Origin of the sequence: Streptomyces griseoviridis (assembly GCF_005222485.1) — a bacterium.
GTDB classification, from domain to species: domain Bacteria; phylum Actinomycetota; class Actinomycetes; order Streptomycetales; family Streptomycetaceae; genus Streptomyces; species Streptomyces hintoniae.
Map to the genome: position 1 here is coordinate 8,565,885 of NZ_CP029078.1, position 22,743 is coordinate 8,588,627.

General features: G+C 72.6%; 24 protein-coding genes. 10 read left to right on the forward strand and 14 right to left on the reverse strand.

All coding sequences use genetic code 11. The features are described 5' to 3' along the window. The first annotated feature begins 94 nt into the window (after window positions 1-94). Complete coding sequence (locus tag DDJ31_RS36975; protein ID WP_127176061.1) at window positions 95-1,048, forward strand: helix-turn-helix domain-containing protein; 954 nt, start codon at window positions 95-97, stop codon at window positions 1,046-1,048. Window positions 1,049-1,259: 211 nt separating this feature from the next. On the opposite strand, the gene eno is transcribed toward DDJ31_RS36975, so the two are convergent. Further along, window positions 1,260-2,597, reverse strand: coding sequence for a phosphopyruvate hydratase (gene eno, locus DDJ31_RS36980; RefSeq protein WP_127176060.1), 1,338 nt, complete (start codon window positions 2,595-2,597; stop codon window positions 1,260-1,262). 73 nt (window positions 2,598-2,670) lie between these two features. Between eno and DDJ31_RS36985 the strand changes: the two genes are divergently transcribed. The 3 genes from DDJ31_RS36985 to DDJ31_RS36995 all read left to right on the forward strand — a co-directional run bounded on the left by DDJ31_RS36985 (window position 2,671) and on the right by DDJ31_RS36995 (window position 5,948). Next, window positions 2,671-3,540 carry a winged helix-turn-helix transcriptional regulator gene (locus DDJ31_RS36985; protein WP_127176059.1) on the forward strand — a complete coding sequence of 290 codons (870 nt, stop codon included), beginning with the start codon at window positions 2,671-2,673 and terminating at the stop codon, window positions 3,538-3,540. A gap of 68 nt (window positions 3,541-3,608) precedes the next feature. Then, window positions 3,609-5,642 (forward strand): ATP-binding protein, encoded by a 2,034-nt coding sequence (locus DDJ31_RS36990; protein ID WP_206280608.1) that lies wholly within the window; start codon window positions 3,609-3,611, stop codon window positions 5,640-5,642. Window positions 5,643-5,771: 129 nt separating this feature from the next. Further along, entirely contained in the window at window positions 5,772-5,948 is a 177-nt protein-coding gene (locus DDJ31_RS36995; protein WP_164784813.1) for a hypothetical protein, read from the forward strand. A gap of 41 nt (window positions 5,949-5,989) precedes the next feature. Here DDJ31_RS36995 and DDJ31_RS37000 read toward each other — a convergent pair whose 3' ends face one another. Continuing rightward, window positions 5,990-6,682 (reverse strand): GAF and ANTAR domain-containing protein, encoded by a 693-nt coding sequence (locus tag DDJ31_RS37000; protein WP_127176058.1) that lies wholly within the window; start codon window positions 6,680-6,682, stop codon window positions 5,990-5,992. Between the two features lie 174 nt (window positions 6,683-6,856). Between DDJ31_RS37000 and DDJ31_RS37005 the strand changes: the two genes are divergently transcribed. The 5 genes from DDJ31_RS37005 to DDJ31_RS37025 all read left to right on the forward strand — a co-directional run bounded on the left by DDJ31_RS37005 (window position 6,857) and on the right by DDJ31_RS37025 (window position 11,826). Beyond that, complete coding sequence (locus tag DDJ31_RS37005) at window positions 6,857-7,693, forward strand: SigB/SigF/SigG family RNA polymerase sigma factor (protein ID WP_127176057.1); 837 nt, start codon at window positions 6,857-6,859, stop codon at window positions 7,691-7,693. Between the two features lie 210 nt (window positions 7,694-7,903). After that, window positions 7,904-9,142: a PP2C family protein-serine/threonine phosphatase gene (locus DDJ31_RS37010; protein ID WP_127176056.1), complete on the forward strand. Its 1,239-nt coding sequence runs from the start codon at window positions 7,904-7,906 to the stop codon at window positions 9,140-9,142. Between the two features lie 98 nt (window positions 9,143-9,240). Further along, entirely contained in the window at window positions 9,241-10,821 is a 1,581-nt protein-coding gene (locus DDJ31_RS37015) for a sensor histidine kinase (protein ID WP_240678361.1), read from the forward strand. After that, window positions 10,818-11,267, forward strand: a complete 450-nt coding sequence (locus DDJ31_RS37020; RefSeq protein ID WP_127176054.1) for a response regulator — start codon at window positions 10,818-10,820, stop codon at window positions 11,265-11,267. Before DDJ31_RS37015 ends, DDJ31_RS37020 begins: the two co-directional genes overlap by 4 nt. 169 nt (window positions 11,268-11,436) lie before the next feature. Beyond that, window positions 11,437-11,826 (forward strand): ATP-binding protein, encoded by a 390-nt coding sequence (locus DDJ31_RS37025; RefSeq protein ID WP_253302961.1) that lies wholly within the window; start codon window positions 11,437-11,439, stop codon window positions 11,824-11,826. A 69-nt stretch (window positions 11,827-11,895) separates the two neighbouring features. Here the strand turns inward: DDJ31_RS37025 and DDJ31_RS37030 are convergent, their stop codons facing one another. From DDJ31_RS37030 to DDJ31_RS37070, 9 genes are all read right to left on the reverse strand, one after another. Continuing rightward, a complete protein-coding gene (locus DDJ31_RS37030; protein ID WP_127176053.1) occupies window positions 11,896-12,960 on the reverse strand; it encodes an LLM class flavin-dependent oxidoreductase in 1,065 nt (354 codons plus the stop codon). 65 nt (window positions 12,961-13,025) lie between these two features. Further along, window positions 13,026-13,538, reverse strand: coding sequence for a GNAT family N-acetyltransferase (locus DDJ31_RS37035; protein ID WP_127176052.1), 513 nt, complete (start codon window positions 13,536-13,538; stop codon window positions 13,026-13,028). 112 nt (window positions 13,539-13,650) lie between these two features. Next, on the reverse strand, window positions 13,651-14,373 hold the full coding sequence (locus DDJ31_RS37040) for a 3-keto-5-aminohexanoate cleavage protein (RefSeq protein WP_127176051.1): 723 nt from the start codon (window positions 14,371-14,373) through the stop codon (window positions 13,651-13,653). A 70-nt stretch (window positions 14,374-14,443) separates the two neighbouring features. Next, window positions 14,444-15,136, reverse strand: a complete 693-nt coding sequence (locus tag DDJ31_RS37045) for an RraA family protein (protein ID WP_127176050.1) — start codon at window positions 15,134-15,136, stop codon at window positions 14,444-14,446. Window positions 15,137-15,141: 5 nt separating this feature from the next. Next, window positions 15,142-15,933 (reverse strand): carbon-nitrogen hydrolase family protein, encoded by a 792-nt coding sequence (locus DDJ31_RS37050; protein WP_127176049.1) that lies wholly within the window; start codon window positions 15,931-15,933, stop codon window positions 15,142-15,144. Between the two features lie 88 nt (window positions 15,934-16,021). After that, complete coding sequence (locus DDJ31_RS37055; RefSeq protein ID WP_127176048.1) at window positions 16,022-17,098, reverse strand: ABC transporter ATP-binding protein; 1,077 nt, start codon at window positions 17,096-17,098, stop codon at window positions 16,022-16,024. A 1-nt stretch (window position 17,099) separates the two neighbouring features. After that, complete coding sequence (locus DDJ31_RS37060) at window positions 17,100-18,185, reverse strand: ABC transporter substrate-binding protein (protein WP_127176047.1); 1,086 nt, start codon at window positions 18,183-18,185, stop codon at window positions 17,100-17,102. Between the two features lie 58 nt (window positions 18,186-18,243). Next, a complete protein-coding gene (locus tag DDJ31_RS37065; RefSeq protein WP_127176046.1) occupies window positions 18,244-19,062 on the reverse strand; it encodes an ABC transporter permease in 819 nt (272 codons plus the stop codon). Continuing rightward, window positions 19,059-19,970, reverse strand: a complete 912-nt coding sequence (locus DDJ31_RS37070) for an ABC transporter permease (RefSeq protein WP_127176045.1) — start codon at window positions 19,968-19,970, stop codon at window positions 19,059-19,061. Before DDJ31_RS37070 ends, DDJ31_RS37065 begins: the two co-directional genes overlap by 4 nt. Before the next feature lie 246 nt (window positions 19,971-20,216). Between DDJ31_RS37070 and DDJ31_RS37075 the strand changes: the two genes are divergently transcribed. After that, the gene (locus DDJ31_RS37075) at window positions 20,217-20,702 is read left to right on the forward strand and encodes an Lrp/AsnC family transcriptional regulator (RefSeq protein WP_171480951.1); all 486 of its coding nucleotides are present in this window, start codon (window positions 20,217-20,219) and stop codon (window positions 20,700-20,702) included. A gap of 21 nt (window positions 20,703-20,723) precedes the next feature. Here the strand turns inward: DDJ31_RS37075 and DDJ31_RS37080 are convergent, their stop codons facing one another. The 3 genes from DDJ31_RS37080 to DDJ31_RS37090 form a co-directional block, all read right to left on the reverse strand. Further along, on the reverse strand, window positions 20,724-21,194 hold the full coding sequence (locus DDJ31_RS37080) for an Lrp/AsnC family transcriptional regulator (protein WP_127176043.1): 471 nt from the start codon (window positions 21,192-21,194) through the stop codon (window positions 20,724-20,726). Between the two features lie 66 nt (window positions 21,195-21,260). Beyond that, window positions 21,261-22,385 (reverse strand): PP2C family protein-serine/threonine phosphatase, encoded by a 1,125-nt coding sequence (locus tag DDJ31_RS37085; protein ID WP_127176042.1) that lies wholly within the window; start codon window positions 22,383-22,385, stop codon window positions 21,261-21,263. 124 nt (window positions 22,386-22,509) lie between these two features. Further along, entirely contained in the window at window positions 22,510-22,707 is a 198-nt protein-coding gene (locus DDJ31_RS37090; RefSeq protein WP_127176041.1) for a ferredoxin, read from the reverse strand. Window positions 22,708-22,743: the final 36 nt, after the last annotated feature.

Below are 22,743 nucleotides of genomic sequence, written 5' to 3' on the forward strand. Positions count from 1 at the left end.
CCCCCCCCCGCACGGACCCACTCCCACTCCCACCACCGCTCCCACCCCAGCCTCCACCTCTCCGCAGCCATCACTCCACGAAGGGAGAAGACCGGTGCCCGTCGTCCGCTCCACCGCCGCCCTGGTCCCCGCCGAGCGGCACGCCTACTGGCACGACGTGGTGTCGAACACCTTCATCCCGCTCGACGTCGCCCTGCACGAGCGTGAACCGGCCGAGGGCGTGATCGCGAGCCGTCGTGTCGGCTTCCTCCAGATCGCCGAGGTCGGCGCGGGGCCCCAGACCGTGACGCGGCGCCGTCGGGACATCGCGCGGGACGGCGAGGAATGGCTGACGCTCACCGTCCAGCAGCGCGGCAGGGCGCTGTTGGAGCAGGACGGCAGGAACGTCGTCGTCGGGCCGGGGGAGTTCGCCCTCTCCGATTCGGGGCGGGTCTTCCGGAAGGTGCTGCCGGAGGACTTCTCCTTCCTGGCGTTCCATCTGCCGCGCGCCCGACTGCCCCTTCCCGAGCGGGAGTTACGGGAACTCGTGGCCACCGTCTTCCCCGCGGAGCACGGCGTCGCCGCCCTCGTCTTCGGCTATCTCACCCGACTGGCTCGGCAGGCCGACGAGTTGGACGACGACACCGCCAGGCCGCTCGCCGACGTCGCCGTGGATCTGCTCGCCGTCCTCGCCCGTGAGCACGCCGGTCGGTCGGGTTGCGAGGCGCCCGAGTCGCCGCACGCGGTGCTCGCGCTCGCGCAGGAATACATCCTCGGCCATCTGCACGATCCCCGGCTGTCGCCGGAGAGCATCGCCGCGGCGCAGCGCGTCTCGGTGCGCTATCTGCACAAGGTCTTCGAGCGCGAGGGGACGACCGTCGGCCGCTGGATCCTGCGGCAACGGCTGGAGCGCTGCCGCCGGGACCTCACGCGGGAGCCCGCCGTCCGGACCGTCGCCGCGGTCGCCAGGCGCTGGGGGTTCGTCAGCCCCAGCCACTTCAGCCGGGCCTTCCGCACGGCCTACGGCATGGCGCCCCGCGAGTGGCGCGCGACCCGCGCGGACGCCTGACCCCGCGAGGCCCCGGCAACGCGGCGGACACCTGCGCCCTGCGGGGCACACCGTCCCACGAGCCGACGGCCCTCGTCTCTCAAGCGCCCCGCGCCCCTGCGCGCCCGCGCCCCCACCGCCCGCCGTCTCCGGACCGCCCCGCGCCCCCGCCGACCGCCGACCACCGTCTCCGGATCGCCCCGCGCCCCCGCGCCCCCCACCGCCCACCGTCTCAGCCGCGCAGCCGCAGCGTGTCCCGGCCCGCGTACCGCGCCTGGCTTCCCAACTCCTCCTCGATGCGCACCAGTTGGTTGTACTTGGCGGTGCGGTCGGCGCGGGAGAGGGAGCCGGTCTTGATCTGGCCGCATCCGGTGGCGACCGCCAGGTCGGCGATCGTGGTGTCCTCGGTCTCGCCCGAGCGGTGCGACATGACGACGGTGTAGCCGGCCCGGTGCGCGGTGGCGACGGTCGCCAACGTCTCGGTGAGCGTGCCGATCTGATTGACCTTCACCAGGATCGCGTTGGCGATGCCGTCGCTGATGCCGGCGCGCAGCAGGGACTCGTTGGTGCAGAACACGTCGTCGCCGGTGAGCTGGCAGCGGTCGCCGAGCCGGGCGGTCAGGTCCCGCCAGCCCTCGTGGTCGTCCTCGGCCATCGGGTCCTCGACCGAGGCGACCGGGTAGCGCTCCACCAACTCGGCCAGGAAGTCGGCGTGTTCGGCGGGGGAGCGGCGGACGCCCTCGCCGGTGTAGTGGTAGGCGCCGTCCCGGAAGAACTCCGAGGACGCCGGGTCCATGACGATCGTGATGTCGGTGCCCGCCTTGTAGCCGCTCCGCTCGACGGCGCCCACCACAAACTCCAGGGCCTCGTCGGCGGTGCGCAGGTCGGGGGCGAAGCCGCCCTCGTCACCGACGTTCACGCTGTGCCCGGCGGCCAGCAGGGTGCCGCGCAGGGTGTGGAAGACCTCCGAGCCCATCCGGACGGCCTCGGCGAAAGTGGCCGCGCCGACCGGGGCGATCATGAACTCCTGGAAGTCGAGCGGATTGTCGGCGTGCGCACCGCCGTTGACGATGTTCATCATCGGCACCGGGAGCAGCCGTGCGTCCACTCCGCCGATGTAGCGGTACAGCGGCAGCCGGTGGGAGGCCGCGGCGGCCTTGGCGGTGGCCAGGGAGACGCCGAGGAGCGCGTTCGCGCCCAGGCGTGCCTTGTCGGGGGTGCCGTCGAGGTCGATCAGGGCCGCGTCGACGCTCGCCTGGTCGTCGGCTGACAGTCCGACCACGGTGTCGCAGATCGCGTCGTTGACCGCGTCGACGGCCCGCCGCACCCCCTTGCCGTGGAAGCGGGCCGGGTCGCCGTCGCGGAGTTCGACGGCCTCCCGGGCGCCGGTCGAGGCACCGGACGGGACGGCCGCCCGGCCGAGCGATCCGTCCGAGAGTTCGACGTCGACCTCGACCGTGGGGTTTCCCCTGCTGTCGATGATCTCGCGTCCGATGACCCTGCTGATGACGACAGGCACGCTGCGACTCCTCGGGTGCGGGGCGTCGGTCCGGTGGGACGGCGCCCTCATGTTCCGCTGGGATACAAAGTGAGTCCCGAAAGGGAACCCTGGTGGGTCCCGAAAAGGAACCTACTATGGGCGCATGAAGATGCACAACGCCGACGAGACCTGCGGGATCGCCCAGGCCGCGATGGTCCTCGGAGACTGGTGGAACGTGCTCGTGCTGCGCGAAGTCGCCCGCGGACACGTACGGTTCGACGCCCTCGCCGCCGAGATCGGCCTCTCCCGCAAGGTCCTCAGCGAACGGCTCGGACGGCTGGTCGCCCACGGGGTGCTCAGCCGGAGCCTGTACCAACGCAGGCCGGTGCGCTACGAGTACCTCTTCACCGACGCGGGGCGCGCGCTGCTCCCGCTGCTGGCCGCGATGCAGGACTGGGGCGACCGCTGGGTGCTCGGCGACGGCGCCCCCACCGCGTCGGCCGCGGCCGAAGGCGCCCCGCACGCGCGCGTCCACGCCCTGACCGGCACCCGGGTGCCCGAAGGGCTCGCCCTGCCCGGCGGCCCCGACGGCGAGCCGCTGCCCGTCGTCGCGCCGGACGCCGCGGCCACCGTCCTGTTCACCTTCCCGGGACCCGGCGCCGCCCGCGACGAGCCCGTGCCGGGAGCGGCCGGCTGCACACGGGAGAACCGCCTCTTCGCCGACGCCTGGCCCGAAGCCCGCCGCAAGGGCCTCGACATACGCGGGGTCAGTACCCAGCTTCCGCACCAGCAGCAGGAGTTCGCCCGCACCGAGGAACTGCCGCACCCGCTGCTCTCCGACGCGGGGCACACCCTCACCACCGCGCTGCGGCTGCCCACCTTCCGCAGCGCGGGACGGCTGCGCCTCACCCGGCTGATCCTGGTCGTCGACGCCGCACGGACCGTCCGGCACGTCCTGTTCCCGGGCGACGACATCGCGGGCGCGGTGGCCACGAGCCTGCGCCTGGCCGAGGCGTGCGCGCGCCCGGTGTGAACCGGCGGGCGCCGCCGAGGAGGCGAATCGGCCCCCGCCTGCCGGCGGAGCGCGAAAGACTGTCCCCCGTGTCGAGTCATCTACCGCCCGTTCCCCCGGGGTTCGTCGGACGCCTGGACGAGCTGCGCGACCTCGCCGCCGCCCTGCGCGCGCACCGGCTGGTCACCCTGACCGGTGCCGGAGGCGTCGGCAAGAGCCGCCTCGCCCTGCACGCGGCCGAGGAGACGGTCCGCTCCAGTCACCGCGCCGCCGCCTGGGCCGACCTGTGGCAACTGCGGGACGACCGGCTCCTGGTGGCCACCGTCGCCGACGCCCTCGGCTTCGCCGACCACACCCCCGCGCTGCCCCTCGACGCGCTCGCCGAGTGGCTCGCGGCCGCCGACGACGACCTGCTGCTCGTCCTCGACTCCTGCGAACACGTGTCGGCCGCCTGCGCCGCCCTCGTCGCCCGCCTGCTGCCCGCCTGCCCCCGGCTCACCGTCCTGGCGACCGGCAGACAGCCCCTCGGCCTGCCGGACGAACGGCGGTTCGTGGTGGAACCGCTGCCCGTCGACACCGACGCGCCCGCCCTCCTCGGCCGGCTCGCCGACGACGCGGGCCGGCCCCTCACCGGCACCGCCGACGCCGTCGTCGCCGCCCGCTTGTGCGCCCGCCTCCAGGGCATCCCGCTCGCCCTCGAACTCGCCGCGGGACAACTCGCCGACCGGGACGTCCAGGACGTCGACCGCCAACTCGCCCTGCTGCTCGACCTCTCCGCCACCGGGCACCGCACGGGACCGCCCCGCCACCGGGCCCTGCGCACCACCATCGGCTGGAGCCACGAACTGTGCGCACCCGCCGAACGCCTGCTGTGGGCCCGCCTTTCGGTGTTCCGCGGCCCCATGGACACCGAGGCCGCCGTCGCGGTCTGCGCCGGCGGGCCGCTCGCCCCCGCCGACGTCGAACAGGCGCTGGCCGGCCTCGTCCGCGCCTCCGTGATCAGCCTCGACGGCGACCGCTACCGGATGCTGGACACCGTCCGCGAGTACGGCCTGACGTGGCTCGACGCCCTGGGGGAGACCACCCGGGTCGCCGACCGGCACGCCCGCCACCACGCGCGTGCGGTGCGCCGCGCCGACCGGGCCTGGTACGGCGCCGACCAGATCCGCTGGTACCGGTGGATCGCCGCAGCCCACGCCGACCTGTGCGCCGCGCTCGACCACCTCCTCCTCACCCGCCCCGACGAAGCCGTCGGCATGGCGGGACACCTCGGCTTCTTCTGGAGCTGCTGCGGACACCTCCCCGAAGCCGCCCGCTACCTCGACGAGGCCCTCGCCCTCGGCACCGGCCCAGGCCCCGCCCGGGGCAGGGCGCTGTGGGCGCTCGGCGTCGTGCGAGTGCTGCGCGGCGAGTACGAGACCGGCCGCGAACTGGCCCAGGCCGCCCGCGCGCAGGCCGAGAGCGCCGGGGACACCGACGCCGTCCTCAGAGCGGCCTATCTGCTGGCCCTGACCCATCTGCTCGGCGGACGCCCGCTGGCCGCCGAGTACGTCGTCGACTCCGCGCTCGCCCAGACCGAAGGGCCCGCCACCGGCGGCGCCGGCCGGGTGCTGTGCCGGCTCGCCCGGGTCTTCGCCCTCACCGCCAGAGGACTCCTCGACCAGGCCGGGGAGAGCGCCGCGGAGCTGCGCCGCGACTCCCTCGCCCGCGACGAGTGGTGGACCCGCTCCTACGCCGACTACCAACTCGCCCTGATCGCCCTGAACGAGGACCGCGCCGCCACCGCCACCGCCCACGCCCTGTCCATGCTGGAGGGCAAGCTGCTCATCGGCGACCACTTCGGGCTCGCCCTCGGCCTCGACGTCCTCGCCTCCGCGCTCGCCGCCCAGGGCTCGGGCGAACGCGCGGTCGCCGCCCACACCGCCGCCGAACGGTACTGGAGCGCCGTCGGCCACCCCCAGCGCGGCACCCCCGAACTGGCCCCGCTGCGGGTCCGCTACGAGGAGACGGCGCGCTCCCTGCTCGGCGACGACGGCTACGACCAGGCCGCCGCCCGCGCCATGCTGCGCGCGGCCGGCTCGATCACCAGGGAGCTGCTGGGCCGCACCCCGCCGGGCGGCTGAGGCCCGGGGCCGCGCGGAGCGCGCGACGAGTCGAGCTTGGTGCCAGATCGGCCGTATGGGAGCGCGAGGAGCGGGCATCCGGTGTGCACAGTGCGACGGAGACACCGTCGACCGAAAGGACCCACCACCATGCTGGCGATCATCTCCGCGGTTCTGTTCTTCATCTCCTTCCTGATCAACGCGGCGGACATCTCCACCAACGACGCCCTCTCCTCGACCAATGTGATGCTGCTCGGCCTCACCGTGCTGGCCCTGCATCTGGCGGGCGTCGGAGCCGGCTGGTCCGCGCGGGGTCGCAGAAGGTGACCCGCGGCCACCGTCCCGCACACGCCGGGACGGTGGCCGGCTCACGGCTCCCGGGGCCGGTCCTCCCGCACCCGCCGGGCGACGTCACGGAGTTTGACGTTGTGGTGCTGGGAGATGCTGCGCAGCACGTTGAACGCGTCGTCCTCGCTCATCCGGTGGCGCTCCATGAGGATGCCGATGGCCTCCCCGATGGCGTGCCTGGTCTCCATCGCGTGCTCGAGCTGGTCGATGGTGCGGGCGCTGGAGAGCGCCACGGCGGCGTGCGACGCCAGGAGCCAGCCCGCCGTCTCGAACTCGTGGGTGAAGGCGCCGGGGTGTTCGCTGTACAGGTTCAGCGCCCCGAAGTCCTCCCGGTCCGTGTACAGCAGCACCCCGGTCATGCTGCCGATGCCGAGGCCGTGCGCCGCCCGCGCGAACCGCGGCCAGTCCGTCCGGGGCGCGCTCATGTCCTCGATCCGGTAGGCGCGTTCGTCCGCCCGGCCGCGCGCCAGATCGAAACAGGGCCCCTCGCCCAGCTCGCCCTGGAGCCGGTCGCTCTCGCGCACCACGTCCCCGTGCGCGGCCAGCGTCACGGCACGGCCCCCGCGCACCGCGAGGATGCCCGCCGCGTCACAGCCCCGCACCAGATCCACCGCGGCCACCGCGATCGCGTCCAGGGTGTCCTGCACCGACTCCTTGGCCAGCAGCTCCCGGGCCAGCTCCGCCATCCGCTCGGCGAACTCGCGCCAGTCCATCCGTCTCCCCTGTCTGGTACGTCCTGGTCTGTCAGGTCTTGTCGGCCCGTTGTCCGGTGGCGGGCGACCGTCCACCGCATTCAACACGGTGAAGAGGGATGAGAGCGCGAACCCTGGGTACCCGCCACCTCGACCGGCCGACCGGCCGGGTGAAGGGCCAGGGGAGGACGCGGAATGACGGCGACGAAGACGGGGACCGGTGTACGGCAGATCGAGGAGATCGCCAACCCCTCCCAGATCGCTCCGAAGGACGCGCGCGAGCTGACCCGCCACTTCCTCGGGCGGCTCGCGCACCTGGAGGAGGGCACCCCCGACCACCAGTACGCGCGCAACACCCTGATCGAGATGAACATCTCACTGGTGCGCTACGCGGCCTCCCGGTTCCGCAGCCGCGGCCCGGAGGAGATGGAGGACATCGTCCAGGTCGGCGTCATCGGCCTGATCAAGGCGATCGACCGCTTCGAGGTCTCGCGCGAGGTGGAGTTCACCTCCTTCTCCATCCCCTACATCGTGGGCGAGATCAAGCGCTTCTTCCGCGACACCTCCTGGGCCGTGCACGTGCCGCGCCGCCTCCAGGAGGCCCGCGTCCAGCTGGCCCGCGCCACCGAGGAGCTGAGCACCCGCCTCGGCCGCACCCCCACGGTCGCCGAACTCTCCCAGCTGATGAGCCTGACCGAGAACGAGGTCGTCGAGGCCCGCCTCGCCTCCAACGGCTACAACTCCTCCTCCCTCGACGCCGCGATCTCCGCGGGCGACGAGGGCGAGAGCGTGCTCGCCGACTTCATCGGCTGCGAGGACGGGGCCCTCGAACTGGTCGAGGACTTCCACGCGCTGGCCCCCCTGCTCGCCGAACTGGACGAGCGCGAGCGCCTGATCATCCACCTGCGCTTCGTCGAGGAGCGCACCCAGGCCGAGATAGGGGAGCGGCTCGGCGTCTCCCAGATGCACGTCTCGCGGCTGCTGAGCCGTCTGCTGGCCCGGCTGCGCGAGGGCCTGCTCACCACCGGCTGATCCCGGGCCCGCCGCACGGCGGGCCCGATCCCTTCCCCCTGGCCCCCGCGGTGTGGTCGGGGTCCGGGCCGCTGCTGTAGATTGCGGCGGCCCGGACCCGTCCTCACGACGGAGGCGTGCGGTACCGGGCCGAGCGCGCGAGTATGCTCACCACAGTTGTCGAACGACAACTGATCACGAGGTGGGTGCGCAGGTGGGGAAGGCGGAACAATGGTGACGTCGCAGCCGAGGGCTGCCGATTCGACCTCACCCGCGCACGGCTACCCGGGCGAGGTGTGGCACTGGCGCGAACCGTCCGTCCTGCTCGTCGAGGACGACCCGGGCGACGCCCTCCTGGTGGAGGAACTGGTCGCCGACAGCACTCTCAAGATGCGGCTGCGCTGGGTGCGCTCCATGGCCGACGCCCGCGCCGTCCTCGCCCAGGAGACCCCCGACTGCGTCCTGCTCGACCTGCACCTGCCCGACGCCCAGGGCCTCGAGGCCGTCTCCCAGATCCAGCTCCACGCCGACCAGGTCGCCGTCGTCGTCCTCACCGGCCTCGCCGAGGAGGAGACCGGCCTCTCCGCCGTCGCGGCCGGCGCCCAGGACTACCTCGTCAAGGGCCGCGTCGCACCCGACCTCTTCGGCCGGGCCGTGCGCTACGCGATCCAGCGCAAGCAGGCCGAACAGGCCGCCGTCGCCCTCCAGGCCAGCCAGATGCACGCCCAGGAGAACGCCCGCCTGGAACGCGGACTGCTGCCCAGGCCGCTGCTGCGCGGCGACGCCACGGACGCCGACATCGACATAGTCACCCGCTACCGGCCCGGACGCTCCCAGGCCCTCCTCGGCGGCGACTTCTACGACATCGTGCAGAGCACCGAGGGCACCGTCGCCGCGCTGATCGGAGACGTCTCGGGACACGGCCCCGACGAGGCCGCCCTCGGCGTCGCCCTGCGCATCGCCTGGCGCACCCTCGTGCTCAGCGGCGTACCCGCGGACGAACAGGTGGCACGCCTGGAGGAGATACTCGTCGCCGAACGCGCCCGCACCGAGGTCTTCGCCACCCTCACCAGCCTCACCTTCACCCCCACCCAGCGCCGGGTGCGCATCACCCGCGCCGGACACCCGGGGATGCTGCTGCGCACCCCGGACCGCCGGGTGCGCTGGGTCGAGGTGCCCGCGGGCCCCGCGCTCGGCGTCGTCCCCGGTCTGGCCAGCTGGCCGATCGAGGAGTTCGACATGCCGGTCGGCGCGGGCATGGTGCTGTTCACCGACGGGCTCTTCGAGGGGTACGTCGGCCGGGGCCGCGAGCGCCTCGGTGAGGAGGGCCTGCTGCGGCTCGCCGAGGAGATGCCCGAACTGGCCCCCGAGAACTTCGTCGACCGACTGATCGAACGCGCGGAGCACCTGGCCGAGAGCCAGGGCGGCCTGGACGACGATGTGGCCGTACTCCACCTGAGCTGGAACTGACGATGTCGGAGGACGACGTGACCACCGCTGGAACCGGCCCGCCCGCCAAGGGCCACCGGCTGACCGTGCAGGGCTGGTTCTACCTGGCCGTGTCCCTCATGATGCTGCTGGTGATCGGCGGCAGCGTGATCGGCGCCAACCTCCTCGCGCAGACCGCCGAGGCCACCGACCGGCTCACCTCCCGGGTGCTGCCGGCCCGCACCGAGGCGGCCCGCCTCCAGGCGAGCCTGGTCAACCAGGAGACCGGGGTGCGCGGCTACGCGATAGCCGCCGACCGGCAGTTCCTCACCCCCTACACCGAGGGCCTGAAGGACGAGCAGCGCGCCGCCGACCGGCTGCGCGACCTCATCGGCGACCAGCCCAGGCTGCTGGCCGACCTGGAGGCCGTCGAGAAGCAGGCCGCCGAGTGGCGCCGCACCTTCGCCGAACCGCTGGTCGCCGGGGTCACCGTCGGAGATCCGCAGCGCATCGACAAGGCGACCGCCGAGCGCAGCAGGGAGGCCTTCGACGGACTGCGCACCCGCTGGGCCACCCAGAACACCGACCTGGCCCGCGCCGTCCACGAGGGCAAGCAGCGCGTCGAGCACGAGCGGGCCGTGCGCACCTACATCCTGGGCGCGCTGGTCGTGACGTTCCTGCTGACCGCGCTGGTGCTGACCGTGCTGATCCGGGTGCTGGTGGCCCGCCCGCTCGACGCCCTGCGGGACTCCTCGAGGAAGGTCGCGGGCGGTGACTTCGGACACGTCATCACCGTCACGGGCCCCAGGGACCTGACCGCGGTCGCCCAGGACGTCGAGTACATGCGCCAGCAGATCGTCGCGGAGCTGGAGGCGTCCCGCGCCCAGCAGGAGGTCCTCCTCAAGCAGGCCGCCGACCTCGACGCCCAGGCGGTCGAACTGCGCAGGTCAAACGCCGAGCTTGAGCAGTTCGCGTACGTCGCCTCGCACGACCTCCAGGAGCCGCTGCGCAAGGTCGCCTCGTTCTGCCAGCTCCTGGAGAAACGGTACGGCGAGAAGCTGGACGACCGCGGCCGCCAGTACATCGACTTCGCCGTTGACGGCGCCAAACGCATGCAGGTGCTCATCAACGACCTGCTCACCTTCTCCCGGGTCGGCCGGGTCAACGACGCCCGGATGCCCGTCGAACTCGACCAGGCCCTCGACCGGGCGCTCGCCAACGTGGAGACGGCGATCGCCGAGACCGGCGCCGTCGTCGAACGCCCGGAGAAGCTGCCGCAGGTCGTCGGCGACCCCATGCTGCTGGCCATGCTCTGGCAGAACCTCGTCGGCAACGCCGTCAAGTTCCGCCATCCCGACCGCACCCCGCACGTCCGCGTCACCTGCGAGGAGGACCCCGAGCACCCCGGCGAGTGGCTGTTCGGCGTCACGGACAACGGCATCGGCATCCCCGCCGAGTTCACCGAGAAGGTCTTCGTGATCTTCCAGCGGCTGCACAGCAGGGACAGCTACGGCGGCACCGGCATCGGGCTCGCCCTCTGCAAGAAGATCGTCGAGAACCACGGCGGCCGGATCTGGGTCGACCAGGCACCCGAGGAGGGCACCCGGCTGCGCCTCACGCTGCCGGTCGCCCCCGAGGCCCCAGAGGCGCCGGAGGCCCCCGAGGCGCCCGAGGCCGCCGCGCACGACACCGAGCTTTCCGAGGAAGAGGCACTGACATGACCGTTCCCGCCGCCACCCCCATCGACGTCCTGCTCGTCGAGGACGACCCGGGCGACGAGCTGATGACGCGCGAGGCGTTCGAGGACAACAAGATCGGCAACACGCTGCACGTGGTGCGCGACGGCGAGGAGGCCCTCGACTTCCTCTACCGCCGCGGCGCGCACCCCGGCGCCCCGCGCCCCGATCTGATCCTGCTCGACCTGAACCTGCCCAAGTACGACGGCCGCCAGGTGCTGGAGCAGATCAAGTCCGACCCCGACCTCGCCCACATCCCCGTCGTGGTGCTCACCACCTCCGCCGCGGAGGAGGACATCCTGCGCAGCTACAAGCTCCACGCCAACGCGTACGTCACCAAGCCGGTCGACCTCGACCAGTTCATCGCGGCGGTCCGCCAGATCGACGACTTCTTCGTCCAGGTGGTCCGGCTGCCCCGTCCGCACCGCTGATTCGGTCTCCGCGCACCCAATCCGCACCCAATCCGGTCACGGGCGGCATGGGACGGCACAAGCGGGTAGAAGTCTGTGCGTGACCGCGGTGAAGGCGAGACGTATGGACGCGAAGTGTCCGGACCACAACGGGAGTGCCCCGGGCTCCGAGCAGACGTATATACAGGCGATGGCGGCTTTCGAGGGCGACGGCGGCTGCATAGCCGAGGCGCGCCGCACGGCGACCGCGTTCCTGGGCAGGGCCCGCTCGGGACACGGGGTGCCGGTGTCGGTGCGGGCGGTGGACGTGACGCAGCTGGTGGTGAGCGAGCTGGTCACCAACGCCCGCAAGTACGCGCCGGGCCCGGTGCTGATGGACCTGCGGATCGTCGGCGACACCCTGGAGATCGCGATCTGGGACTCGGGCCCGCACCTGCCCGTCGTGCACAGCGCCGACCCGGAACGCCTCGGCCGCCACGGTCTGGAGATCGTGACGGCCCTCGTGGAGTCCTACCGGGTGTCGACGGAGCCGGTCGGCAAGCGCGTCACCGTCCGCATCCCCCTGCGGGACGCGCACTGAACGATCGCCGCCGCGCCCCGCGCCCACCCCGGCGGGCCGACCGGCAACCGGCCCCTCGCCGCGCCCCGGTCAGCCGGCCGCCGCCGCGTCCCGCGACCGCAGTTCGGGCAGGACCGTCTCACCGAACAGCAGCAGATCCCGGTCGTACTCCGGGAAGATCAGCATGAGCCCGTCCAGGTCGGCCTCGCGCACGATGTACTCGATGTGGTCGGTGATCGTCCGCGCGGACCCGGCCACGTACGGCGTCTGGAACGCGGCCTCCCCGTCCGCGCCCTCGGCCCACGCGCGGGCCTGCTCCGCCGGGATGCCCCAGGTGGACCGCATCAGCGCGAGCGCCTCCCGGTCAAGGCCCGCACCCCACGCCCGCACCTTCGCCTCGGCCAGCTCGTCCGTCTCGTCCTGGACGACGGTGAGCATCGAGTACGTCCGGCAGACCCGCCCGGCCGCCCGTGCCCGCCGGTGCACGTCAGCCGACAGCTCCCGCATCTCGTCGAGGCTGTCGGCGGCCAGGAACGCGCCGTCCGCGTACCGCGCCTGGAAGCGCCTGGCGTCCTCGGAGCGGCCCGCGTTGATGAGCGTCGGACGGACGGCGGGACGCGGCCGTGACGCGCAGTCCACGAGGTCGAAGTACGGGGTGCGCAGGGTGACGGAGTCCTCGGTCCACAGCCGGGTGACCGCCTCCGTCCACAGCTCCGTCATCCGGTAGCGGTCCGCGTGGCAGAGGTCCGGGTCCCACTCCCCGAACTGCTCGAACTCGCCCGCGTAGGAGCCGTTGACGATGTTCAGGCCGGCCCGGCCGCCTGAGATGTCCTGGAGGGTGGCGACCATCTTCGCGGCGACGGCCGGGTTGTGGACGTTGGCATGCAGCGTCGCCCAGATCCTGACCCGGCTGGTCGCCTCGGCCAGCGCCGCCATCATCGTCATCGACTCCAGCGAGCGGCCCCAGTGGTCGGTGCTGCCGCCGAAGCCGCGCCACTTCGCCATCGACATGACGAAGTCGAGGCCGACGCGCTCCGCGTGCACGGCGGCCCGCCGGTTCCAGGCGTACGTCGCCTCGGGGTGCGGCGCCGTACTCGACAGCATCCAGCCGCCGTTGCCGATGGGGAGGAAGATTCCGTACTCTTTCGCGGTCATGCGGCGGGCCTTTCGGTGAGGGGGCGCGAGACGGCGGGCGGCTCGGTGCTCCGCGCGGCAGTCGATCAGAGGCCGAAGGGCGCCGGGTAGCTGACCGTCCCGCCGGGCAGCGGCCGGCCGGCGTCGAGACCGAGGACCATCAGCGCCTCGTCCGGCACGTCGAAAGCGACCCCGATGCCGTGCCCGGAGGCGCGGGTGAACCCGAACCGCGGGTAGTAGGCGGGGTGTCCGAGCACGACGACGGCATGCTCGCCGAGGCCGGCCGCGGCCCGCAGCGCGGCGCGGATCGCGGCGGACCCGGCGCCGGTGCGCTGCCGCTCGGGCAGCACCGCGCACGGCGCCAGACAGAGGGCCGGGGCCGCACCGATGCGGCAGCGGGTCAGCAGCGCGTGTCCCGCCGGGCGCCCCGACCCGTCCACGGAGAGGACGGAGAGCCCTTCGATCCAGGCGTCGGGGTCGGCCCGCAGGGCGTCGACGAGGTCGGCCTCGGCGGGCGTCGGGAACGCGGCGAGGACGATTCCACGGACGGCGGCGCGGTCGCCGCCGCTCTCGGCACGGGTGCTCCAGGTACGGGACATGATGGAACGGCACTGTACCGACGCCGTCCGGGCGGCGGGACAGCGCGTCGGCGGGCCCGTCGGATCCCGGGGCGGGCACGGCCGCGCGCCCCCGCGCGGCCGTGCCGGACCGTCACCCCCGGGCGGCCAGCGCCCGCACCGCCCGCACCAGTTCGGCGTTGTCCCGGGCCGTGGTGCCGTCCGGGAGGTCGACGCCGTCCTCGAAGCCGATCCTGGTCTGATGGCCGTCGGCCAGCGCGGCCCGCAGCACCGGCCAGGTGGTGGCACCCTCACCGTGGTACAGCAGCGGCGCGGTGACCCCGGCGGCCCGGATCAGCGCGGCCATCTCCCGGGCGTGCGCCACAGCCGTCTCCGGGTCCTCGTCCATCGGCTCGATGAGGACGCGCACATTGTCCGCGAGCGTCGGCGAGGCCAGCAGGGCGGGGACGTCGTCGACGCTCCACACCGCGCTCTCCAGCGTCATGCCGCGGGCGACGACCAGCGACGCGGTCTCCGCCGCGCCCTCCTCGCAGAAGGCGACCGACGCGAAGTCCGGCAGCACCTCCCACGCCTTGACCAGGTCGTAGCGTTCCTCGGGGCCCGAGCAGGTCCACAGACCCGTGGTCGTCCCGACGATCGCGCCCGGCGCCGTCGACCGCACCGCGCGCAGCACCTCGGCCAGCGCGTCGGGCGCGATGGTCTGCCCGCCGTCGGGGGTACGGACATGGAGGTGGACGACGTCGGCGCCGGCGGCGACGACGGCCGCGGTGTCGGTGGCGAGCTGCGCCGGGGTCACCGGGACCGCGGGGTGTTCGGCGCGGGTCCGGCCGCCGTTGATGGCTGCCTTGAGCAACATGGGTGTTTCCTTGCGGGTTTCGGTGCGCGGGGCCCCAGGGCCTGTCGGACAGGCCCTGGCGGGCCCGGGTTCACGCGCTGGTGGGGGAGGGGGTGCGGAGTCCCGCGACGGTGCGCGAGGCGCCGGTGAGCGTGCCCAGGGGATGGCCCCGGTGCAGCTCGGCGAGGAGGTCGGGCTCCTCGGCGTCGTCGGCCAGCGCCTCGTCGACGACCGCGGCCAACCGCGCGGCAGGGGCGATGAGCAGGCCGTTCTCGTCGCCGAGCACGAGGTCGCCGGCCCGTACCGGGACGCCCCCGCAGACGACGGGCGCGTTGAGGGAGCCGTCGGCGATGCCGTGCAGCTTGGTGGTGAGCAGCGAGGTGCCGTACGCGTACACCGGCAGTCCGACGTCCCGCAGGGCGCCGATGTCGGTGCAGACGCCGTCGACGATCGCGCCGGCCGCGCCCCGGGAGGCGAGGGCGTGCACGACGACCTCGCCGAGCGGCGCGTGCCTGCGGTCGCCGCCGCAGTCGACGACCACCACGTCACCGGGGCCGACGAGTCCGGCCAGATGGTGCAGGAGCGTCGAGTCGGTCGGGGTGATGCGGACGGTGACGGCCCGGCCGACCAGCTTTCCGCCGCCGGCCTGGCGGCGCAGCGCCGGGTCGCAGAACCCCTCCTCCAGGTGGTGGCCCAGGGTGGGGAAGTCCACGCGGCCGAGCCGCTCGGCCAACTCCTCGTCGAGGGGCGGCACTTCGGTCAGGTCATGGATGTTCAGCGGCATGGAGGTCACCTCGGCCCGATGATGATGCGGCGGTTGCGGAGCACGGGAAGGATGGTGCGGGCGCGGTCGATGCGCTGCTTGTCCGCCTCGACGACGAGCAGCGACCGCTCCTCCTCGCCGAGCGCCGCCCGCACCACGCCCAGCGGGTCGACGGCCATGCTCATCCCGATGCAGTCGGGTGTGGTCAGCGACGACGCCACCACCCAGCAGGTGTTCTCGATCGCCCGGGTGCGCAGCAGCGTCGTCCAGTGGTCCTCCTTGAGCGGGCCGCGCACCCAGGCCGCCGACACCGACAGCAGGTCGGCGCCCATCTCGACGAGGGTCCTGGTGAACTCGGGGAAGCGCAGGTCGTAGCAGTTGACCAGGCCGACGTTGAACTCGCCGATCCGTACCACCACCGGGCCCTCGTCACCGCGCTGCACCTCGCTCGACTCGCGGTAGTCGAAGGCGTCGTAGAGGTGCATCTTGCGGTAGCGGCCGAGGAGTTCGCCGTCGGCGGAGACGGCCGCGATGGTGTTGTAGGGCAGCGAGTCGCCGCTCGGCTCGTAGCCGCCGGCGATGACGGCGACGCCGTGCGCGACGGCGAGCCTGGACAACTCGGTGAGGAATCCGGGCCAGTTGGCCTCGGCGGTGGCGTGCAGGGGCTTCCCGGCCGCCTCGGCCGGGATCATCGCCTCCTCGGGGAAGACGACGAGTTCGGCGCCCGCGGCCGCCGCCTCGGCGGTCATGGACGCGATGACCGCGAGGTTGGCGCCGATGTCGGCGGTGGGGGCGTACTGGGCAGCGGCGACCTTCACGGCCGTATCTCCTTGCTGGGGTTGTTCGGTGCGGGATGCGGGTGCCCGGCGGGCGTCGGGGCGGACGCCCGCCGGTGGTGCGGGGCGCTCACTCGGCGAGCACCCGGGAGGTCTCCGGGCGCCAGTGGGCCCAGGCCGGGCCGCCCGCGGTGAGACCCGCAGTGTCGGCGGAGGACGTCTCGGCGACGAAGGTGGTGCCGTCGCCGAGGGCGAGGTGGTGCCGGACGGCGCTGCCGAGGTACACGGACTGCTGGAGGGTGCCGCGCAGGGCCGCGTGCCCGGCGGGCACCAGGTCCTCCCGGCCGCAGACGCCGACGTTCTCGGGGCGCACCGCGAGATGGGCCGCGCCGACGATCTCGCTCCGCGGGACCGGCAGCGCCCCCAGTCCCGCGACGGCGACGACCCGGCCGTCCGACGTCCCGGTGAGGAAGTTGGAGGTGCCGATGAAGGACGCGACGAACCGGCTGGCGGGCCGCTCGTAGACGCCCTCGGGGGTGTCGATCTGCACGACCCGGCCGCCGTTCATGACGGCGATCCGGTCGGACATGGTCAGCGCTTCCTCCTGGTCGTGGGTGACCGTCACGAACGTCACCCCGACCTCGCGCTGGATCTTCTTCAGCTCCAGCTGCATCTCGGCGCGCAGCTTCTTGTCCAGGGCACCCAGCGGCTCGTCGAGCAGCAGCAGCGAGGGCCGGGCGATCAGCGCGCGGGCGATGGCCACCCGCTGCCGCTGGCCGCCGGAGAGCTGGGCGACGGACCGGTCGCCGAAGTCGTCGAGCCTGACCAGGGCCAGCGCCTCGCGCACCGCGTCCCTGATCTCCGAGCGGGGCCGCAGCTTGCGGACCTTCAGCTCGAAGGCGACGTTGTCGGCGACGCTCAGGTGCGGGAAGAGGGCGTAGCTCTGGAAGAGCATGTTCAGGTCCCGCTTGTGGGCCGGGACCCCGGTGGCCCGGACCCCGCTCAGCTCGACCGTGCCCTCGGACGGCTCCTCGAAGCCGGTGATCATCCGCATCAGGGTGGTCTTGCCGCAGCCCGACGGGCCGAGGATCGAGAAGAACTCGTTCTGCCGGATGTCGAGGGTGACGTCACGCACCGCGTACTGGCCGCCGAAGACCTTGCCGACACCGGAGAGACGGACGGCCGGAGCCGTGGGATCGGTGCTCATCTCAAGACGCCTTCACCTTGGTCCAGCCCTGCTGGAAGTACTGCATCGCGGTGCCCGGGTCGAGCAGGAAGTCGGCCTTGGCGATGGCCGAGTCCGGCGCGTAGATCGCGGGGTTGTCCAGCGCGGCCTTGTCCTTGATGTGCTCGCGGGCCGCCTGGTTGGCGCTGGCGGACGAGCCGTCGTCGGTGGCCTGCGCGGCGACCTCGGGACGGAGCAGGTAGTTGATGAACGCGTACGCCGACGTCACGTTCTTGGCGCCCTTGGGGACGGCGAGGCCGTCGGTCCAGATGGAGCCGCCCTCGGACGGGATGACGTAGTGGACGTTCTTGTTGGACTGCACGACCTTCGCCATCGCCGTGCCGCTCCACGCCTCGGCCGCGCACGCCTGCCCGCTGGACAGCAGCTGCGGGTAGTTCGTGGAGTTGTAGCCGGCCAGGATCTTCTTCTGCTCCTCCAGGGCCGCGGTCGCCTCGGCGATCTCGCCCTTGTCCGTGCTGGTGGCGCGGTGCCCGGTGACCTGGAGGCCCGCGATGTAGGCGGCCAGCATGTTGTCGAGCATGTACAGCTTGCCCTTGTGCGCGCTGTCGAACAGGGTCTTCCAGCTCGTCGCCGACTTGATGCAGGTGTCGTTGTAGGCGAACCCGGTGGTGCCCCAGATCCACGGCACGCTGTACTTGTTGCCCTTGTCGTACGACGGGTCGCGGAATTTCGCCGCCAGGTTGTCCAGGCCCTCGATCTTCGCGTGGTCGAGCGGCTGGATGAGCTGCTGCCCGATCAGCTGCTGCACGGTGTACTGGCTGGGCTCGACCAGGTCGTAGCCGGACGCGCCGGTGCTGAGCTTGGCCGTCATGGTCTCGTTGCTGTCGAACGTGTCGACCGTGACCTTGATGCCGGTCTCCTTCTCGAACCCCTTGATCACCGTGTCCGGGATCTCGCCGGCCCAGGCGTAGACGTGCAGGTTCTTGCCGCCGCCCGAGGAGGTGGCCGCGGTGGTGGATCCTGAGCCGCCGCAGGCGGTGGCGAGCAGTGCGGTCACGGTCAGGACCGAGGTGGCCAGAAGCGTTCTCGAAACGGTGGTACGGGACATGGCGAGGCCTTTCAGGGACGTACCGGGGAGTGCGGAACGGGCGGGGAAGGCGGGTGGGTCAGTCGGTGCCGTCACCGATCAGGACGCGGCGCATCTGCCGCAGCCCCGCGCCCAGGATGATCACGAAGGTGAACAGCACGAGCAGCGTGCCCAGGGCGTTGATCTCGGGCGTCAGCCCGGTCTTGAGGAGCGAGTACACCCGCAGCGGCAGCGTGGTGGTGCCCACGCCGCTGGTGAAGGTGGACATCACGATGTTGCCGAAGGAGATCGTGAAGCAGAGCAGCCAGGAGGCGAGCAGCGCCTGCTTCAGCAGCGGCACGGTCACCAGACGGAACCGCTGCCAGGCCCCGCAGCCCAGGTCGGCGGCGGCCTCGTCGAGCGCGGGGTCGAGCGCCCGGTGCGCGCCCAGCACGATCAGCGCCGCGTACGGCAGCGTCACGACCAGGTGGCCGAGGACCAGCGTGGTCAGGCCGAGGCTCGCCTTCAGGGTGCCGAACACCGACAGCAGCGCCACACCGAGCACGATCTCGGGGATCACCAGCGGCAGGAACAGGCTGCCGGAGAACACGGCCCGGCCGCGCGGACCGAGCCGGCCCATGCCCATCGCGGCGAAGAGTCCGCCCGCGGTGGCCAGCGTCGCCGAGATCAGGCCGACCTCGGCGCTCACCCGCAGCGCGGCCAGCAGATCGGTGTCCTGGGCGAGCACCCCGTACCAGCGGGTGCTGAACCCCGCCCACTTGTAGGTGACGTCGGAGTCGTTGAACGACAGCACCACCACGACCACGATCGGCACGTAGAGGAAGACGATCACACCCCGGGCGAGCCACGCGGTGACGGTGTCGGGCAGCCGCCCGGGAAGCCGGGTACGTCCCCTCATGACGTCCTCCTCCTCAGCCGGCCGGCCGCGGTGCCGAGCACCGCCACCGACGCGATCATCAGCACCAGCAGGACGACGGAGGCCGCCGCGCCCATCGGCTGGTTGCGGAACTCGGTGTAGAGCGTGACGATCAGGTTCCCGACCAGCTGGTTCTTGCCGCCGCCGAGCAGCACCGGGATCACGAACACACCGAGGGTGGGGATGAAGGTCAGCAGCGCGGCGGCCAGCAGCCCCGGCCGCACCAGCGGCAGCAGCACCCGGGTGTGCACCCGCCACCAGCCGCAGCCGAGGTCACGGGCCGCCTCACCGAGGGAGGGGTCCACCCCGCGCAGCGTCGCGTAGATCGGGAAGATCGCCGTCGGCAGGAACGCGTAGACCAGGCCCACGAAGGAGGCGCCCTGGCTGGGGATCCACTGCGCGGGGCCGTGGGTGACGCCCAGCGCGTCGGTGAGGCCGTTGACCGGGCCGCCGGGGCTGAGCAGGTTGATCCAGGCGAAGGTGCGCACCAGGAAGTCCGTCCAGAACGGCACGATGATCAGGAGCAGCAGCAGCCCCTGACGCCGCGGCGGCCGGCCCGCGAGCCAGTACGAGACGACGTACCCGAGCAGCAGGCAGACGGCGGTGTTCAGGGCCGCCATGCCCAGGCTGTAGCCGAACACCTTCAGATACACCGGGTCGAACAGCTCGGTGTAGTTGGCGAGGGTGAAGCCGCCCTTGATGCCGCCGTAGGCGTCCGGCAGCGCGAAGCTGTTGCGCACCACCAGGACCAGCGGCACCAGCACCAGCGCCAGGACGGTGAGTCCCGCGGGGGCCAGCAGGGCGAAGGTGACCGCGCGGTGCCGTGCCCGGCCGGCGCGCGGCGCGGGCGGCCCGGAGACGGGTGCCGGCGGCGCCGCGGTGACGGTCACCGCTGCCTACGGTCGGCGGACGATGGTGCTGCCTGCATGTGCGGGGCCTTTCTCGGGATCGTTCGCGCACGTCCGGATGATCGTCCGGTCGCGCCGTGGCCCTTAGCTTCCGCCCGGGTCCGACCCTCTGAACAGAGCCGTCGAAATCGAATCCAGTGGAAACGCGGACCGAATTCCACGCATCTCGCAACGGCCGTGTCATGGCGTGGGGTGAAGATGGTGGGGAGAACAGAGGGAGGTGCCGGTGTGATCGACGACCTGGACCGGCAGATCATCGACCAGCTGCGGGTGGACGGACGGAAGTCCTTCGGCGAGATCGGCCGCTCCATCGGCCTCTCGGAGGCATCCGTGCGCGCCCGCTTCCAGCGGCTCAAGCGGCGGGGCGCGATCCAGGTGGTCGGGATGACCGACGCCGTGCGGCTCGGCGAGATGGAGGTGCACCTCGCCGTGCGCGTCCACCACATCCCGGTGGCGCTCGTCGCCCGGGAGCTGTCGCGGATGCCGGAGATCCGGTACGTGGCGTCCTGCGTCGGCCCCTACGACCTGATCCTGGACGTCCGCTGCCGTGACCTCGGACACCTGTCCGAGCTGCTCACCGAGCGCGTCCGCCGGGTCAACGGCGTCGCGCACGCCGAGGCGCTCACCGTCCTCGACGTCGTCAAGGACAGCTATCTGTGGGCGGGGTTCCGGGAGGTGCCTGCCGACCCCGGCCGGCGCATCCTGCCCCAGTAGCCGGTGGCGGGCGGCCGGTGGTCAGCGGTCGGTGACGGCCTGCCCGACCGCGCTGTCGAGGCCGTCCCACGAGTAGTCCTTGAACAGTTCGAGCAGCAGCAGCACCTGCACCCGCGAGACGCCCGGCAGCATCCGGATCTCGTCGAGCAGCTGCACGAGCTGCGGCTGGTCCCGGCAGGTGCCCTCCAGGAAGATGTCCTGGCCGCCGGCGCAGAGCGCCACATGGTTGATCATCGGCATGTCCGCGAGGCTCTTGGCGACCGCGCGCGGGGTGAGGTCCCGCACCCGGATCATCAGCCGCACCGACTGGTGGCCCAGGGTCAGCGGATTGCACAGGGCGACGATCCGCAGCGCGCCGCTCTCCTGCAGCCGCGCCACCCGCTGCCGCACGGTCGCCTCCGACACCGCCAGCTCACGGGCGAGCGTGGTGTACGGGGTGCGCCCGTCCCGGGTGAGGGACTGCATGATGCCGCGGTCCAGATCGTCGATCACCGGCCACCTCCCTCGGTGCCGACCGTACGTGACCTGGGCACACCGGCACAATCCCGGACGGTGTGCTCAGGTGCGCGGGAATCTGCGGACGCTCAGCACGGCGACGTCGTCGTGCCGGCCCTCCCGCCCGGCGAACGCGCGGGCGTCGTCGTACAGGGCGCTCGGCAGCTCGGTGGGGGAGAGGCCGAGGTGCTTGGCCACCCGCTCCTCGACCGGGTAGAACGTGCCGTCGACGCCGCGGGTCTCGGTCAGGCCGTCGGTGGACAGCAGCAGCGTCGCCCCCTCGGGGAAGGCGAACCAGCCGACGGTGACCGGCTCGGCGGAGAGTTCGGCCAGGCCCAGCGGGACGCCCGAGTCGAGTTCCGGCGTGCTGACGACGCCGCCGTCCAGCAGCAGGGGCGGCACATGCCCGCAGTTGACGGCCTGCGCCTCGGCGCCCCGGTCGACCCCGATCACCAGCGCGGTCACGAACCGCTCGTCGTCACCGGTGTGTTCGGCGTACGAGTTGTGCCGGACGACGGCCGCGTCCAGCGCGTCGGCCAGCGCGGTGAGGGTCGGCTCCCGGTGCGCCGCCTCGCGGAACGCGCCGATCACCGCGAACGCGGCGCCGACGGCGGCGAGCCCCTTGCCCTGCACGTCCCCGATGAGGATGCGGGTGCCCCAGGGCGAGGCGACCACGTCGTAGATGTCACCGCCGACCAGACGGTCCTCCTGGAGGGGTTCGTAGACGCCGTTGACCAGCACGTCGTCGGTGACCATCGGCAGCGGGTGGAGGATGTGGCGCTGCATGGCGGCGGCGGTGGAGCGCAGCCGCACCATCTCGTGCTCCCGTCTGATCCGGCGCCCGCAGCCGTAGACGGAGGTCGCGCCGAGGGCGAGCGTCAGCAGCACCAGCAGCAGCCGGTCGAGCCAGTGCGCCCGGTCGCCCGCGGCCCGCGCCAGCACGGTCGCGGTGACCACGAGGGTGGTCCACCCGGCGACGAACGTGGTCTGCCGGACCGTGCAGAGCGCGGACGCCGCACCCGGCAGGAACACCAGCAGCCCCAGCAGCCACACCTCCGACCCCGACAGCACGCCCAGCACCTCGACCGAGAGCGTCACCGCGACCACGGCCGCCACCAGCTCGCCGTTGCCCGGCGGATCGATGGCCTCGAAGACGGTGTCGGGGGTCGGCGGGAGACGACGGGGCATGGTCACTCCTGGGCAGGTGATGATCTCCTCGTACGGTATGCGGACCGACTTCCCGCTCAAAAGAACCGCACCGCTCACCCCCGTGCCCAGTACGGGGATGAGCGGTGCGCGTCGGTCGGAGGGGTCAGGACTCGCGGACGGTGATCGCCGACGCCGGGCAGATCGCGGCCGCTTCCCGGACGGCCGGCTGCCGCCCGGCGGCGGGCTCCGCGTCGAGCAGGACGACGACGCCGTCCTCGTCGCGCTGGTCGAAGACCTCGGGCGCCGCCAGCACGCAGCTTCCGGCGCCGCAGCACTTGTCCTCGTCCACGGTCACCTTCACGGTCGCCTCCCGCCGGCGGGCGCGCCGCGGCGCGCG

What these genes read in the sequence shown, in the direction of transcription:
- eno (WP_127176060.1), bottom strand. Translation starts at nt 2,597, where the DNA reads ATGAGGGCGCCGTCCCACCGGACCGACGCCCCGCACCCGAGGAGTCGC.
- DDJ31_RS37035 (WP_127176052.1), bottom strand. Translation starts at nt 13,538, where the DNA reads ATGTCCCGTACCTGGAGCACCCGTGCCGAGAGCGGCGGCGACCGCGCC.
- DDJ31_RS37025 (WP_253302961.1), top strand. Translation starts at nt 11,437, where the DNA reads ATGGCGGCTTTCGAGGGCGACGGCGGCTGCATAGCCGAGGCGCGCCGC.
- DDJ31_RS36995 (WP_164784813.1), top strand. Translation starts at nt 5,772, where the DNA reads ATGCTGGCGATCATCTCCGCGGTTCTGTTCTTCATCTCCTTCCTGATC.
- DDJ31_RS37085 (WP_127176042.1), bottom strand. Translation starts at nt 22,385, where the DNA reads ATGCCCCGTCGTCTCCCGCCGACCCCCGACACCGTCTTCGAGGCCATC.
- DDJ31_RS37055 (WP_127176048.1), bottom strand. Translation starts at nt 17,098, where the DNA reads ATGAGCACCGATCCCACGGCTCCGGCCGTCCGTCTCTCCGGTGTCGGC.
- DDJ31_RS37065 (WP_127176046.1), bottom strand. Translation starts at nt 19,062, where the DNA reads ATGAGGGGACGTACCCGGCTTCCCGGGCGGCTGCCCGACACCGTCACC.
- DDJ31_RS37020 (WP_127176054.1), top strand. Translation starts at nt 10,818, where the DNA reads ATGACCGTTCCCGCCGCCACCCCCATCGACGTCCTGCTCGTCGAGGAC.
- DDJ31_RS37045 (WP_127176050.1), bottom strand. Translation starts at nt 15,136, where the DNA reads ATGCCGCTGAACATCCATGACCTGACCGAAGTGCCGCCCCTCGACGAG.
- DDJ31_RS37060 (WP_127176047.1), bottom strand. Translation starts at nt 18,185, where the DNA reads ATGTCCCGTACCACCGTTTCGAGAACGCTTCTGGCCACCTCGGTCCTG.
- DDJ31_RS37030 (WP_127176053.1), bottom strand. Translation starts at nt 12,960, where the DNA reads ATGACCGCGAAAGAGTACGGAATCTTCCTCCCCATCGGCAACGGCGGC.
- DDJ31_RS37010 (WP_127176056.1), top strand. Translation starts at nt 7,904, where the DNA reads ATGGTGACGTCGCAGCCGAGGGCTGCCGATTCGACCTCACCCGCGCAC.
- DDJ31_RS37040 (WP_127176051.1), bottom strand. Translation starts at nt 14,373, where the DNA reads ATGTTGCTCAAGGCAGCCATCAACGGCGGCCGGACCCGCGCCGAACAC.
- DDJ31_RS37005 (WP_127176057.1), top strand. Translation starts at nt 6,857, where the DNA reads ATGACGGCGACGAAGACGGGGACCGGTGTACGGCAGATCGAGGAGATC.
- DDJ31_RS36985 (WP_127176059.1), top strand. Translation starts at nt 2,671, where the DNA reads ATGAAGATGCACAACGCCGACGAGACCTGCGGGATCGCCCAGGCCGCG.
- DDJ31_RS37015 (WP_240678361.1), top strand. Translation starts at nt 9,241, where the DNA reads ATGATGCTGCTGGTGATCGGCGGCAGCGTGATCGGCGCCAACCTCCTC.
- DDJ31_RS37000 (WP_127176058.1), bottom strand. Translation starts at nt 6,682, where the DNA reads ATGGACTGGCGCGAGTTCGCCGAGCGGATGGCGGAGCTGGCCCGGGAG.